General features: G+C 59.1%; 14 protein-coding genes. 5 read left to right on the forward strand and 9 right to left on the reverse strand.

Annotation, left to right across the window (positions count from 1 at the left end):
• Nucleotides 1–249: 249 nt before the first annotated feature.
• Nucleotides 250–1,938 carry a long-chain-fatty-acid--CoA ligase FadD2 gene (gene fadD2, locus ACQ4OE_RS19805; protein ID WP_122589520.1) on the reverse strand — a complete coding sequence of 563 codons (1,689 nt, stop codon included), beginning with the start codon at nucleotides 1,936–1,938 and terminating at the stop codon, nucleotides 250–252.
• Between the two features lie 201 nt (nucleotides 1,939–2,139).
• On the opposite strand from fadD2, the gene ACQ4OE_RS19810 reads away from it, so the two are divergent.
• Both ACQ4OE_RS19810 and ACQ4OE_RS19815 read left to right on the forward strand, forming a co-directional pair.
• Nucleotides 2,140–3,084, forward strand: a complete 945-nt coding sequence (locus ACQ4OE_RS19810; protein WP_430947638.1) for a lysophospholipase — start codon at nucleotides 2,140–2,142, stop codon at nucleotides 3,082–3,084.
• A 42-nt stretch (nucleotides 3,085–3,126) separates the two neighbouring features.
• Nucleotides 3,127–3,597 carry a MaoC family dehydratase gene (locus tag ACQ4OE_RS19815; protein ID WP_003227420.1) on the forward strand — a complete coding sequence of 157 codons (471 nt, stop codon included), beginning with the start codon at nucleotides 3,127–3,129 and terminating at the stop codon, nucleotides 3,595–3,597.
• 131 nt (nucleotides 3,598–3,728) lie between these two features.
• On the opposite strand, the gene ACQ4OE_RS19820 is transcribed toward ACQ4OE_RS19815, so the two are convergent.
• Nucleotides 3,729–4,196: a ferritin-like domain-containing protein gene (locus tag ACQ4OE_RS19820; RefSeq protein WP_122589524.1), complete on the reverse strand. Its 468-nt coding sequence runs from the start codon at nucleotides 4,194–4,196 to the stop codon at nucleotides 3,729–3,731.
• A gap of 205 nt (nucleotides 4,197–4,401) precedes the next feature.
• Between ACQ4OE_RS19820 and ACQ4OE_RS19825 the strand changes: the two genes are divergently transcribed.
• Together ACQ4OE_RS19825 and ACQ4OE_RS19830 are read left to right on the forward strand one after the other, a co-directional pair.
• Nucleotides 4,402–4,638, forward strand: coding sequence for a DUF3820 family protein (locus ACQ4OE_RS19825; RefSeq protein WP_003227425.1), 237 nt, complete (start codon nucleotides 4,402–4,404; stop codon nucleotides 4,636–4,638).
• Nucleotides 4,639–4,667: 29 nt separating this feature from the next.
• Nucleotides 4,668–5,849, forward strand: a complete 1,182-nt coding sequence (locus ACQ4OE_RS19830) for an aminotransferase class V-fold PLP-dependent enzyme (RefSeq protein WP_430947639.1) — start codon at nucleotides 4,668–4,670, stop codon at nucleotides 5,847–5,849.
• Here ACQ4OE_RS19830 and ACQ4OE_RS19835 read toward each other — a convergent pair.
• From ACQ4OE_RS19835 to zwf, 4 genes are all read right to left on the reverse strand, one after another.
• The gene (locus ACQ4OE_RS19835) at nucleotides 5,846–6,421 is read right to left on the reverse strand and encodes a hypothetical protein (RefSeq protein ID WP_430947640.1); all 576 of its coding nucleotides are present in this window, start codon (nucleotides 6,419–6,421) and stop codon (nucleotides 5,846–5,848) included. The genes ACQ4OE_RS19830 and ACQ4OE_RS19835 overlap by 4 nt on opposite strands.
• 172 nt (nucleotides 6,422–6,593) lie before the next feature.
• Entirely contained in the window at nucleotides 6,594–7,259 is a 666-nt protein-coding gene (locus tag ACQ4OE_RS19840) for a bifunctional 4-hydroxy-2-oxoglutarate aldolase/2-dehydro-3-deoxy-phosphogluconate aldolase (RefSeq protein ID WP_008082815.1), read from the reverse strand.
• Between the two features lie 17 nt (nucleotides 7,260–7,276).
• Nucleotides 7,277–7,990 (reverse strand): 6-phosphogluconolactonase, encoded by a 714-nt coding sequence (gene pgl, locus ACQ4OE_RS19845; RefSeq protein ID WP_430947641.1) that lies wholly within the window; start codon nucleotides 7,988–7,990, stop codon nucleotides 7,277–7,279.
• The gene (gene zwf / locus ACQ4OE_RS19850) at nucleotides 7,977–9,443 is read right to left on the reverse strand and encodes a glucose-6-phosphate dehydrogenase (RefSeq protein ID WP_122589533.1); all 1,467 of its coding nucleotides are present in this window, start codon (nucleotides 9,441–9,443) and stop codon (nucleotides 7,977–7,979) included. Before zwf ends, pgl begins: the two co-directional genes overlap by 14 nt.
• A 226-nt stretch (nucleotides 9,444–9,669) precedes the next feature.
• Here zwf and ACQ4OE_RS19855 point away from each other — a divergent pair, with 226 nt between their 5' ends.
• A complete protein-coding gene (locus ACQ4OE_RS19855; protein ID WP_171057240.1) occupies nucleotides 9,670–10,530 on the forward strand; it encodes a MurR/RpiR family transcriptional regulator in 861 nt (286 codons plus the stop codon).
• A 122-nt stretch (nucleotides 10,531–10,652) separates the two neighbouring features.
• Here ACQ4OE_RS19855 and ACQ4OE_RS19860 read toward each other — a convergent pair whose 3' ends face one another.
• From ACQ4OE_RS19860 to ACQ4OE_RS19870, 3 genes are all read right to left on the reverse strand, one after another.
• Nucleotides 10,653–11,507 carry a D-hexose-6-phosphate mutarotase gene (locus ACQ4OE_RS19860; RefSeq protein ID WP_007917868.1) on the reverse strand — a complete coding sequence of 285 codons (855 nt, stop codon included), beginning with the start codon at nucleotides 11,505–11,507 and terminating at the stop codon, nucleotides 10,653–10,655.
• A 113-nt stretch (nucleotides 11,508–11,620) separates the two neighbouring features.
• Nucleotides 11,621–12,970, reverse strand: a complete 1,350-nt coding sequence (locus ACQ4OE_RS19865; RefSeq protein ID WP_430947642.1) for a carbohydrate porin — start codon at nucleotides 12,968–12,970, stop codon at nucleotides 11,621–11,623.
• Between the two features lie 105 nt (nucleotides 12,971–13,075).
• Nucleotides 13,076–14,236 (reverse strand): ABC transporter ATP-binding protein, encoded by a 1,161-nt coding sequence (locus tag ACQ4OE_RS19870; protein ID WP_430947643.1) that lies wholly within the window; start codon nucleotides 14,234–14,236, stop codon nucleotides 13,076–13,078.
• Nucleotides 14,237–14,238 lie beyond the last annotated feature (2 nt).

The raw sequence follows: 14,238 nt of genomic DNA on the forward strand, positions 1-14,238 counted from the left end.
GAAGTCACAAAAGCGCGCCGAGAGTAGCAGCTTTGCCGAGGGTCGACTAGAGCCAAAAGCGGCCCATACAGTCATATTTGTGACTCAAGACTTGCCAGCAGTCATTTTAGAGCAATAATCCTATATCACCTTAGAATCCCCGGTTTACGGGGGCTTCAAAGCAAAAGATCGCAGCCTTCGGCAGCTCCTACAGGAAACGCATTCCAGTGTAGGAGCTGCCGAAGGCTGCGATCTTTTTGTTTTCAAGACTTAAGCGATATCGCGCAACTCACGCCGCAGAATCTTCCCGACCGGCGTCATCGGCAACGACTCACGCAGCACGATGTGTTTCGGCACTTTGTACGCGGTGAAATTCTCTTTGCAGTAGGCTTTCAGCTCTTCGAGGCTGACACCGGTTTCCCGCGCCACCACGAACAGCTTCACCGCCTCGCCCGAGCGCTCGTCCGGTACGCCGATTACCGCGCAGTTAGCGACTTTCGGGTGGGCCATGACCACGTCTTCAATCTCGTTCGGGTACACGTTGAAACCGGAGACGATGATCATGTCCTTCTTGCGATCGACGATGCGCACGAAACCATCGGGATCAATCACCGCAATGTCGCCCGACTTGAACCAGCCTTCGGCATCCAGCACTTCGGCGGTGGCTTCCGGTTTGTGCCAGTAGCCCTTCATGATCTGCGGACCTTTGATGCACAACTCGCCACGCTCGCCCATCGGCTGTTCTACGCCGTCATCGTTGATGACTTTCAACAATGTGCCCGGCACCGGCAGACCCACCGTGCCGAGACGCGATTGATCGCCGTAGGGGTTGGTGCAGGCCACCGGCGAGGTTTCGGTCAGGCCGTAACCTTCGGTGATGCGGCAACCGGTCATCTGCTCCCAACGCTCGGCGGTGGCTTTGACCAGCGCGGTGCCGCCGGAGTTGGTGAGCTTCAGGCTGGAGAAATCCAGTGTTTTGAAATCCGGGTGCTCCATCAGCGCAACGAACAGCGTGTTCAAGCCCAGCAGCGCCGAGAAACGCCAGTTCTTCAGCTCTTTGATGAACCCGGCAATGTCGCGCGGATTGGTGATCAGTACGTTGTGGTTGCCGGAGACCATCATGCACATGCAGTTCGCGGTGAAGGCATAGATGTGGTACAGCGGCAGCGGCGCGATCATCACCTCCTGACCTTCGCGTAGCAGCGGCTGGCCGTCCGGGCCGAGCTGGGCCAGACAGGCACGCACTTGCTGCATGTTCGCCACCAGATTGCCGTGGGTCAGCATCGCGCCTTTGGCCAGGCCGGTGGTGCCGCCGGTGTATTGCAACACGGCGATGTCGTCGAGGCTGACCTTCAGCGGCTTGATGCCCAGGCCTCGGCCCATGCGCAGCGCGCTTTTGAAGGAGATCGCTTGCGGCAGCGAATACTCCGGGACCATTTTTTTCACTTTGCTGACCACGGTGTTGATCAGCCAGCCTTTGGCGGTGGGCATCAGGTCGCCCATCTTCGCTTCGATCAAGTACTGAATGTCGGTGTCGGGCAGCACTTCCTGGACTTTCTGACCGAACATGTTCAGGTACACCAGCGCGCGCGCGCCGGAATCCTTGAACTGGTGACGCATCTCCCGCGCGGTGTACAGCGGGTTGGTGTTGACCACGATCAGCCCGGCGCGCAGGGCACCAAACACGGCAATCGGGTAATGCAGGACGTTGGGCATCTGCACCGCAATGCGATCGCCCGGCACCAGATCGGTATGCGCCTGCAGATAACCGGCGAACGCGGCGCTCTGGCGCTCGAGTTCGGCGTAGGTCAGCGTGATGCCCATGTTGCTGAACGCCGGGCGATCCGCGAACTTCTTGCAGGAACGCTCGAACACCTCGATCACCGACTTGAACTCACCCATGTCGATGTCCAGCGGTACGCCGGCCGGGCGTTTGTCGTTCCAGAAATCAGGTTGCATTGTTCTTGTCCTCTTTACCTGAGCCGATCCGGGAGCCGCTTTCTGTCATTTCTGAAAAAGCGGAGCTTCACGGACACTAGCAGCTATGGCCATTGAGGCAAATATGGGCAAAGCCGTCATTGATCGTGTGAATCTTCCTGCCGTGGCGTGGGCTGATCAGACGCGCTATACAATGATCCGACTCTGAGCAAAGGAATCGCCATGATCCACCACACCCTATGGCTGGACGCGAGTGACCGCAGCCGCCTGTTCGTCAACCAGTGGCTGCCCGGCGCGCCGTTGCAAGCGGTGATCCTGCTGGCCCACGGCATGGCCGAACACAGCGGTCGATACGCCCGTTTGGCCGACACGTTTTGCGACAAAGGATATGGCGTGTATGCCCCGGATTTGCGTGGACATGGCAGAACTGCCGATCAGGGCACCCTCGGCCACTTCGCTGACGATGACGGTTGGTGCAAGGTGCTCGGCGATCTGGCCAGCCTCAATCAGCACATCGGCCAACAACATCCCGGTGTGCCGATCATCCTGCTCGGTCACAGCATGGGCAGCTATCTCGCCCAGGCCTATTTGCTGCACCACAGCGCCAGCCTCAACGGGGCGATTCTCAGCGGATCGAATTTTCAGCCAGTCGCCCTGTATCGCGCCGCGCGGCAGATCGCTCGTATGGAAAAACTGCGTCAGGGCGGCAAGGGTCGCAGCGCGTTGATCGAGTGGTTATCGTTCGGCTCGTTCAACAACAAATTCAAACCGGCGCGCACGCCCTTCGACTGGCTGAGTCGCGATCCCGCCGAAGTCGACCAGTACGCGGCCGACCCGCTGTGCGGCTTTCGCTGCACCAACCAGCTGTGGATCGACCTGCTCGGCGGCTTGCAGCAAATCAGCAAAGCGTCCAATCTCGCGCAGATCGACCCGGGCCTGCCGTTGCTGGTGATCGGCGGCGAATGTGATCCGGTGAGTGAAGGCAAGCGTCTGACAGATCTGGCCAACGCTTTGCGCACGGCCGGCAGCCAGAACCTGCAACTGAAGATCTACCCGCAGGCGCGGCACGAATTGTTCAACGAAACCAACCGCGATGAAGTGATCGCCGATGTACTGGCCTGGATTGACCAGGCCCTGAGCCATCCGCGACCGCAGCGCAGTGAATAATCTTTTGTGGATTCATTTAATCCGTCACAGGAATCAAGACCGATGACCCAGGTTACCAACATCCCTTACGAAGCCCTCGAAGTCGGCCAGACCGCCAGCTACAGCAAGACTGTCGAAGAGCGTGACATCCAACTGTTCGCCGCCATGTCCGGTGACCACAACCCGGTGCACCTGGACGCCGAATTCGCCGCCGCCAGCATGTTCAAGGAGCGTATCGCTCACGGTATGTTCAGTGGCGCGCTGATCAGCGCCGCCGTTGCCTGCGAATTGCCTGGGCCGGGCACCATTTATATCGGTCAGCAGATGAGCTTTCAGAAGCCGGTGAAGATTGGCGACACGCTGACTGTGCGTCTGGAAATCCTCGAGAAACTGCCGAAGTTTCGTGTGCGCATTGCCACTCGCGTGTTCAACCAGCGTGATGAGCTGGTGGTGGATGGCGAGGCGGAAATTCTCGCACCGCGCAAGCAGCAGACGGTGACTTTGCCAACGTTGCCGGCGATCAGCATTGGCTGATTGAAGAGATCGCAGCTTAGGGCAGCTCCTGTATTCCAAACCAGGAGCTGTCGCAGGCTGCGATCTTTTGCTTTTAAAACAAACATAAAAAAACGCCAGACTAGCTGGCGTTTTTTATAACCGGCAAACGCTTACGAGCGTGCGCGAGCCTGGTTACGCAGGGCTTTCACCTGGTCGTGGTTGCGTTGTACGCCGTGGTACTGGCGTTCAACCAGGTCACGAATGCCAACCAGATTGTGCTTGGTGATTTTTTCCAGTGCTTCCTTGTAAGCCTTCAGCGCATGGTCTTCACCACGCTCGGCTTCGTTCAGCACAGCCTCTTCGTCTTTGCCGGTGAACATGGCTTTGACGTCGACCCAACGACGGTGCAGATCACCGCTGACGCTGGTAGAAGTTTCCGGATCGCCGCCCAGTTTGCGAACTTCAGCTTGCAGCTCAGCTGCAGCGGTAGCGCAATCGGCGGAGCGCGTCACGAACAGGGTTTTCAGTTCTGGGTGCTTGATGTCTTCAGCGCAAGTCTTGAACCCTTCCTGACCGTCCTTGCTGGTTTCAATCAGGTCATTGAGTACAGAGATGGCTTCTTTATTCATGTCGGTCATTTTTCAATTCCTTGCGATCGGTGGAAGATGCAAGGGATATTGCAGTGTGCGTGCCAGGTTTTTAAAAAGATAAATTTCGTTATAAATCAACAAGATAAAGTTAAATGAACTATCTGTATTGCGGTTATTTGCATGATCTGTCATTTGGCCTGCATGCAGAATGCCTGTATTTTCCAATCTGATTTGAAGCCAGACGATACTTTTGATGAATCCCGAAAAACTCGAACTGTTGATTACCCGCGAAATGCCCTTCGGCAAATACAAGGGCCGGATCATTGCCGACCTGCCCGGGCCGTATCTGAACTGGTTCGCTCGCGAAGGCTTCCCGCACGGCGAACTTGGCGGCCTGCTCGCCTTGATGCAGGAGATCGACCATAACGGCCTGTCGGACTTGCTTGAACCGCTGCGCGCCAAACATGGCAAACCTGCCCCGCGCCACTAGAGCGCCCTCTTCCTCAGAGCTTGCCGACCATGCCCGATAACACCCGCCGCGCCCGTGACGAAGCCTTCTGGCAGACATTCGCCGACCGCTACGACGTTCAACCCGGCCCCGTGAACCTGGAAAACGGTTACTTCGGGCGGATGTCGCGCACGGTGATCGAGGAGTACCAGCGCAACATCGAGCTGATCAATACCAGCAACTCGGTGTACGTGCGCCAGCGCTTCGAACTGCACGACAACCTCGACATCCGCGCGCAACTGGCCGAGTTGATCGGTGTGCGCGCGCAAAGTGTGGCCTTCACCCGCAACGCCACCGAAGGCCTGCAGTCGCTGATCCGCAATTACAACCGCTTGCAACCCGGCGATCAGGTGCTGATCAGCGATCTGGAGTACGACACCGTCAAGGGTGCGATGCGTTGGCTGGCCAAGCACCGCGGCGCTGAAGTCATCGAAATTGCCCACACGCATCCGGCGAGTTTCGACAGCCTGCTGGAGACGTACCGCGAGGCGTTCGTCGAACACCCGAAACTCAAGTTGATAGCCCTCACCCATGTCACCCACCGCACAGGTCTGGTCATGCCCGTGCAAGCCATCGCCGCGCTCGCCAAGGAGTATGGGGTCGACATCATTCTCGATGGCGCCCACGCCCTCGGTCAGCTCGAATTCGATCTCGAAGCGCTTGGCATCGCCTTCGCCGGCTACAACCTGCACAAATGGATCGGCGCGCCGCTGACCCTTGGCTTTCTTTATATTGCGCCACAACGTCTTGCCGACATCGATCCGGACATGGGTGAAATGCACTATCCGGTGAACGATATTCGCGCGCGCACTTCATACAGCACGCCGAACATTCCGGCACTGATGACCCTGCCACTGGTGTTCGAAGAGCACCGTTCACTGGGTGGCGCCGCCGCTAAAGGCGCGAGGCTCAATTACCTGCGCAGTCTGTGGGTGAGCGCCGTCCGCCACTTGCCCGGCATCGAAGTAATGACGCCCGATGATGCTCGCCTGTCATGCGGTATCAGCGCCCTGCGCTTCACTCGCCACGATGATCAGCAAACCATGGCCGAACGCTTGCTCAACGACTTCAACCTGTTCACCGTGGTGCGCACCGGGGCTGCTTGCGGGCCATGCATTCGCATCACGCCAGGGCTCACCACTACCGCTGGCGACATGCAACTGCTGATCAGTGCGCTGAACGAGCTGCGCTAAAACACTGTAATCAGGTATTTGTCGTAGCCCGCCACGCCGATCTGCGATGACAGTGCAAAGGTGTCGACGCCGATCGTCAGGTTGCCGAAGAAGCCGTCCTCCGGGCCATCGTCCGTGATCGGGCGCAACGCCAGCCGAACGGCATCGTTTTCCACGGCCGTGCAATTGCAGGCACGGGGCAAATGCACGCACCCCGCCCAGGCCTCCTGATACAACTGCGGCTGTTCATCGTCATTAGCGATGGCGACGCTCAGAGCGATGCACGAAAAGGCAGTTTGCCGATCCGGGTAAAGGCTGGTGAAACGAACGGTGCCTTTACTGTCGGTCGACTGACTGCCGCACAGTGTGTCGGTGCCAATGTGCTGCTCGATGCGGACCACGGCGCCGCTGACAGGCTCGCCAGTCATTACATCGACAAGGGCCAGCCGCAGTAGAAGAGGCAGGCCTTCGATGCCCGCACTGATGTTGCGCACCTTGCCCTGGCTGTTGTGCCAATCGAAACTGCCCACCACGGGCAACTGCCGCGGGCGCAGAGCGTTGATTGATAAAGCGACAGATTGATGGTCGTCCATGAGGCGTTCTCTCTTCCATAAGATGAACGCAGATTAGCGCCACGCAAAAGCTCGCGTGCGGTAACTATGTATCGCTTGATGTCTCGGTGCTTTTTTCCGGGCAAAAAAAAACGGTGCACCGACCAAGCGCACCGTAAAGCCGTAGAACACACAACGAAGTGTCTGGTAACAATCAGTCCAGCAGCGCCAAGGCCTCGGCAGTGCATTCCTGAATACGCGCCCAGTCGCCGTTCTTGATCCACTCCGGATCGAGCATCCAGCTACCGCCCACGCACATGACGTTTTTCAGCGCCATGTAGCTCTTGATATTGGCTGGGCCGACGCCGCCAGTCGGGCAGAATTTCACTTCGCCGAACGGGCCGCCGAGGGCTTTGATTGCCGCCACGCCGCCGCTGACTTCAGCCGGGAACAGCTTGAAGCGGCGATAGCCCAGACCGTAGCCTTCCATGATGCCGGAGGCGTTGCTGATGCCCGGCAACAGCGGAATCGGGCTGTCGACGCTGGCTTCCAGCAGGTCACGGGTAATGCCTGGGGTGACGATGAATTGCGAGCCGGCGGCTTCGGCAGCCGCGAGCATGTTGCGATCGAGCACGGTGCCGGCACCGGTCATCAGCTCCGGGCGCTGGTCACGCAGGATCTGAATGGCCTTGAGGCCGAACTGCGAACGCAGGGTCACTTCCAGCGCGGTCAGACCACCGGCGGCCAGGGCGTCAGCCAGTGGCAGCACGTCCTGTTCGCGGGCGATGGTGATCACCGGCAGGATCCGCGCCTTGGCGCAGAGGCTGTCGATCAGGGCAACTTTGTCCGCCATGGAAACGGTCGGGGATGGGGTTGTCATAGCGGCTGTTCCTTGGCTCATGGGCACCAGTAAATCTCTAACGTAGGTTGCAGAAACGCGCGCACCGGCATGGCGGCGACGTCGTCGGATGCCAGTGCGGCATTCAGGGTGGTCAGCTTCGACTGACCGGAAATCGACAGAATCTTGTGCTTGGCCGAAGCCAGCAGCGCACGGCTCATGGTCAGGCGCTGACGCGGCACGCTTGGTGCCAGCATCGGTAAGCAATGACGCGTGCCGTCGGCTTGCAGCGCTTCGGTGAGATTCGGGCTGTCCGGGAACAACGACGCGGTGTGGCCGTCATCGCCCATGCCCAGTACCAGCACGTCAATCGGCGGTAGCTCGGCGAGCAAGCGGTCGGCGTTCTCGGCAGCCTGTTCCACATTCGCCGCCGCGCTATAAAGGCTGAGGAACTGCGCTTTCGCCGCCGGGCCTTTGAGCAGGTATTGCTTGAGCAGGCCAGCATTACTGTCGGCGTGTTCGACCGGCACCCAACGCTCGTCGGCGAGGGTCACGACGACCTTCGACCAGTCCAGTTCCTGTTTGGCCAGGTGCTGGAAGAACGCCACCGGGCTACGACCGCCAGACACCACCAGCACCGCGTTGCCGCGCGCCGCAATGGCCTCGCTCAGTTGCTTGGCAACATTCAGCGCCAGCCCTTCGGCCAACAGCACCGGGCTCTTGAATTCGTGAGCGTTCACGCCCGCAGGCAGTTGCACATCAGATATCGCCATACCACGACCTCCCGTCCCGCGTGATCAATGCAATGGAGCTCATCGGCCCCCACGACCCGGCCGCATACGGCTTGGGCGCGTCACCGGATTTTTTCCACCCGGCGATCAACTGGTCACACCAGTTCCACGCGGCTTCGATTTCATCTTTACGGACAAACAGGTTCTGATTGCCGTTCATCACTTCCAGCAACAACCGCTCGTAGGCATCGGGGATCCGCGCGCTACGCCAGGTGTCGGAGAAATTCAGTTGCAGCGGACCGCTGCGCAGTTGCATGCCTTTGTCCAGGCCCTGCTCTTTGGTCATCACGCGCAAGGAAATGCCTTCGTCCGGTTGCAGGCGGATGATCAGTTTGTTGCTGATCTGCAGACGCTGCTCAGGGGCGAAGATGTAGTGCGACGGCTCCTTGAAGTGGATGACGATCTGCGACAACTTTTGCGGCATGCGTTTGCCCGTACGCAGGTAGAACGGCACGCCGGCCCAGCGCCAGTTACGGATGTCGGCACGCAAAGCGACGAAGGTTTCGGTGTCGCTCTGGGTGTTGGAATTCGGTTCTTCGAGGTAACCCGGGACGGATTTGCCTTCGCTGTGACCAGCGATGTACTGGCCGCGCACCACTTGCGTGGTCAGGCCTTCCGGGCTGATCGGCGCCAAGGCCTTGAGCACTTTTACCTTCTCGTCACGGATGCTGTCGGCGGACAGATCAGCCGGTGGGTCCATGGCGATCAGGCACAGCAGCTGCAACAGGTGATTCTGGATCATGTCGCGCAGCTGGCCGGCCTTGTCGAAGTAGCCCCAACGGCCTTCGATGCCGACCTTCTCGGCCACGGTGATTTCCACGTGGGAGATGTAATTCTGGTTCCACTGGGTTTCGAACAGGCTGTTGGCGAAACGCAGGGCGATCAGGTTCTGTACGGTTTCTTTGCCCAGATAGTGGTCGATGCGGTAGGTGCGGTTCTCCGGGAAGAACTGCGCCACGGCGTCGTTGACCTTGCGCGACGATTCGAGGTCGGAGCCGATCGGTTTTTCCAGCACCACGCGGGTGTTTTCTGCCAGACCGACTTTCGCCAAGTTCTCGCAGATCGCGCCGTACACCGCTGCCGGTGTGGCGAAGTAGGCAATCATGCGTTGCGTGCTGCCGGCCAGCTCGGCCAGCGCCACATAATCTTCAGATCTGAGGAAGTCGACGTGCAGGTAGGTCAGGCGTGCGAGAAAACGCTCGGCAACGGCTTCGTTCAGCTCTTTGCCCACATAACGACGCAGTTCGGCGGCGATGAACGCCATGTGCTGCTGCTCGGAACCTTCTTCACGGGCCAACGCGATGATGCGCGTGTCCTCGTGCAGCAGGTCGGCGCCATCGAGGTGATAAAGGGCAGGAAACAGTTTGCGTAGGGCCAGATCGCCAAGCGCGCCGAACAAGGCAAAGGTGCACGGTTCAACCGTAATCGAAGGCATGATGTTTGTTCTTTTATCAAGTTAAGCTACAAATACCTTTTTTCAAGGCATCACTCAAGGGAAAATGTAGTAATAACCACAACATTTTCGCAATATACAGATTCCGAGTGGTGGTCGGTCGGAGCCATCAGTAGGATAGGCCACCGTTACGGGCCATATCAAAGGCCCAATTTGCATAGCCCGGCGCACCTTTGCGCAGGTGAATTAGGAATTCCATATGGACCGCGTGCGAAATTTACTGGAACAGATCCAGAGTCGCCTTGAAGACCTGAACAAGGCCGAACGCAAAGTCGCCGAGGTGATCCTGCTCAACCCGCAGCAGGCCACCCGCTTCAGCATCGCCGCCCTCGCCCAGGCAGCCTCGGTGAGCGAACCGACGGTCAACCGTTTCTGCCGTTCATTCGGTGTCAGCGGCTACCCCGAACTCAAGCTGCAACTGGCGCAGAGCCTGGCCAGTGGCGCGGCGTATGTCAGCCGCGCGGTCGAGGCCGACGACAATCCCGAGGCGTACACGCAGAAGATTTTCGGCAGCGCCATCGCATCCCTGGACAGCGCTTGTCAGGCGCTCGATCCGAACCTGATCAGCCGCGCCGTCGACCTGTTGATTCAGGCCCGGCAAATCCACTTCTTCGGCCTCGGGGCTTCGGCACCGGTGGCGCTGGATGCGCAGCACAAGTTCTTCCGTTTCAACCTCGCCGTCACCGCGCACGCCGATGTGTTGATGCAGCGGATGATTGCTTCGGTGGCGCACACCGGAGAGCTGTTTGTGATCATTTCCTACACCGGGCGTACCCGTGAACTGGTCGAAGTGGCGCGCATTGCTCGCGAGAATGGCGCTTCAGTGTTGGGCCTGACGGCGGAGAATTCGCCGCTGGCCAAGGCGAGTACCTTGAGCCTGAACATTCCGCTGCCGGAAGACACCGACATCTATATGCCAATGACGTCGCGGATCATTCAGTTGACGGTGCTGGATGTGCTGGCGACCGGGATGACGCTGCGGCGCGGGGTGGATTTCCAGCCGCATCTGCGCAAGATCAAAGAGAGCTTGAATGCCAGCCGGTATCCGGTTGGGGATGAATTCAACTGATCTCTGAGGACTGATCGTTCCCACGCTCTGCGTGGGAATGCCTCAAGGGACGCTCCGCGTCCCATCTCCGAAAGGGACGCAGAGCGTCCCGGGCTGCATTCCCACGCGGAGCGTGGGAACGATCAAGCCGCCGCCCACGCCTGCAAACTCAAATGCGCCTTCTCCCCCGGCGCCAGATGCAGACTGTCCGTCCCACCCGCCGCCGCTTCCACACAGACAAACTCCGAAATCTCATCCCACGTCACACCCAGCAACGGCCGCGCGCCTGGATGCCACACCACCGTGTCGGCGCTGTCACCGGTATCGATGCACAACTCGCGCTGCCAGGCGTGATCTTTCAGCTGCAATTCGCCGTCGTGCTGGAACACCCGCTGACAGCCGCCATCCACCCGCAACTCACCTTCCTGCTGACAAACCTGGCGATTCAACTGGTCATAACCCTGCGCCCCTTCGAGCCCAGACAGCGCTATCTCACCGACATCGCCAATACGCCAGTAAGCGTGCAAAGCCTGGCTCAACTGGCACGGCATGTCGTCCTGATGCTCGGTGCTCAGGCGTAACTCCATGCGTTCACCCAAGTGCGCGTGCAGGTCAACCTGCCAGTCGCACAGCTGCAATTGCCAGTGCAGGCGCACGCCATCTTCGGCGCTGCTGCTGTCGAGCAACTTCCAGTCAAGCAAACGCGCCCAGCCATGGGACGGCCAAGCGTTTTCGCTCGGATGACGGCCGTACCACGGCCAGCACACCGGCACACCACCACGGATCGCGCCGACATGCGGCCACTTCGCCGCACACCACAACCATGGCTTTTGCCCGCGCGGCTGAAAGTGCAGCAACTGCGCACCCTGACGACTGAACACCGCCTGACACAGCGGATGATCGATCACCAACACGTCGCGCATCTGATAGCGCTCCCAAGCGAACACCGGTTGTTCACGCAGGGATTTGAAGAAGCGTTGTAGCGGATGCTCATGCATTTGCCACGGTTCCGAATTCATCTATTACGGGGATTACCACCCCTCAAAAAAAAGCGGACAGCCTTGGCTGTCCGCAAATATGCGCACATAGAGAGGAGCTTATCGCAGACGCGTTAGAACGTAGACTGAATTTTCAGGCCCGCGACCAATGCGTTGTCCACTGCATCCACACCACCCGGGTGAGTGATGTATTGCAGGTTAGGACGTACGGTCAGCCAGTTGGTGACGTGGAAGCCGTAGTTGATCTCGTAGTTGTATTCGGTCTCACGAATCGGCGAGAACACCGGGTTGTCGTAGTCCGAAACACCGTTGGAAGCGTTCAGCAGCTCGGCGTTTTTCTTCACGTCATCGTTGACGTGGATACGCGCCGCGCCGATACCGACGTCATCCTTCGGACGCGCGTCGAACGGGCCTTTGTAGACAAACATCACCGACTGATAGTTGTCGATGAAGTTGGTGTCCTTGTCGTGGAACGTGGCGTTGGCGGCGATGTTCAGACCGCGCGAGGCATCACCGTTGTGGCTGGTGAGTTGCTGTTGCGCCACGAACCAGTAGCCGCTTTTGCTGCTGTGGGTTTTGTAGGCGTCGCCAGTGGTAGCAGCGTCGAAACCGTTGACGTCTTCGCGAACGTCGTCAGCATCGGCCGTGCTCTTGTAGTAACCGACGCGGTATTCGCCCGGCAGGCTGTTGACCTTCGGCGACCAGACCAGCTCGATCGGCAGAACGGTACCTTTGGTGCCGCTGCCGCTCAGTTTGAAGCCGTTGCCGTGCTCCAGCTGCGACGGGTTCTGGTTGTACGCGCCGATTTGCGCGTAGAGCTCGTCGTTGATGTTGTACTTCACCCGGATCGCGGCCTGGCTGACCGGCCAGTTGTACCAGATGTTGGTCGCCCAGTTACCCACTTGGGAACCGCAGAACGCCAGGTTCTGGAAGTCGCACGGGAAGGTGTTGAAGTCTTCGCCTTCACCGAAGTAACCGGCCTTGACGTCGAGTTTGTTGTCGAAGAACTGGTGCTGAATCCACAACTGGGTCAGACGCACCATGTGGCCACGGCCGTAGACTTCTTGCGAAGAACTCAAGGTGCCGGCACGCGGATCGCCAACGCGGTCGTTGGAGATGTTGTAGCCGTTACGGTTGGTCAGCTGGATCTTCGCCTGGGTGTTATCCCAGCCCCACAGCTTTTGCAGATCGAGTGCCACGCCCAGACCGAACTGGTCAGCGTAACGCGCGGTCTTGTCGTCGTTGTAGCCACCGTTCAGGTTGCCACCGACTTCCCCAACGTAGTCGGCCTTGATGTCGATACCCTGCTCGATCAGCTTGGTACGCTCGCCACCCCAGTCGCCGGTCATCCATTTCGAGTCGGAGCTGAAGGCATCCGCCGCCATGGCGTTACCGGCCAGCACCAATGCCGCCGCAGCTGACACTTGGCAGATCAACCGGGCATTGACGTGTTTCATTTTCATCCCTACATCCTCGTCTTTATTGTTATTAACTGTTTTTATCTAACGCGGTTTACATAAAGTGCGATGGATTACAGGCAATCCACCGCGTGCTCCCAGATTTGTTCTTCAGCGACCTTTGAACTGGGCGACGTTCGCAGACCGCGCATCGGTCTGTGGCACGCCCGCAACACCCAAGCGCTCGCCAGTCTTGGCATCGAACAACAACACTTTTGACGGATCGAATTGCAGCGTCAGGTTCTCGCCCACCTGCGGTGCCACGTCCGGCGCCAGACGGCAGCAGACTTTGGTGTCATTCAAATTGACGAACACCAGCGTGTCCGGACCGGTCGGCTCGGTAACCTGCACTTCGGCACGAATGCTCGGCAGGCCATTGCCCTCGCCGTTCGCCAGAACGATTTGCTCCGGGCGCAGGCCGAGGATCACTTCGCGATCTTCGAGACCGGCGTCCTGCATGCTCATCGGTAGCTCGCAACGCGCCTGGCCGCTGTCGAGCAGCGCCAGCAGACGACCGTCCTTGCGTTGCAGACGCAGCGGGATGAAGTTCATCGGCGGCGAACCGATGAAGCTCGCCACGAACAGGTTGGCCGGGTTGTTGTAGATGTCTTTCGGCGTACCGAACTGCTGAATGATGCCGTCCTTCATCACCGCCACTTTGTCGCCCAGCGTCATCGCTTCGATCTGGTCGTGGGTCACGTAGACCGTGGTGGTTTTCAGGCGCTGGTGCATCAGTTTCATTTCGGTGCGCATCTCGACGCGCAGCTTGGCGTCGAGGTTGGACAGCGGTTCGTCGAACAGATAAATCTTCGGCCGGCGCGCCAGTGCACGGCCCATTGCCACACGCTGTTGCTGACCACCGGAGAGCTGACCCGGCTTGCGATTGAGCAAGTGTTCGATCTGCAGAAGTTTTGCCACGCGCGCGACTTCTTCGTCGATCGCTGCCTGAGGCATCTTGCGAATCTTCAGGCCGAACTCGATGTTCTCGCGCACGCTCATGGTCGGGTACAGCGCGTAGGACTGGAACACCATGGCGATGTCGCGATCCTTCGGGCTCATACCGCTGACGTCTTGATCACCGATCATGATCGCGCCGCCGGTGATGGTTTCCAGACCGGCGATGCAGTTCATCAACGTCGATTTGCCGCAGCCCGACGGGCCGACGAGGATCAGGAACTCACCGTCCTTGATCGACAGTTCGATGTTCTTCAGGGTGTCCGGCAGGCCGGCACCGTAGGTCTTGTTTACGTTGCGAAGTTCGAGCGTTGCCATGA

The organism is Pseudomonas sp. WC2 (assembly GCF_050586545.1).
GTDB lineage: Bacteria > Pseudomonadota > Gammaproteobacteria > Pseudomonadales > Pseudomonadaceae > Aquipseudomonas.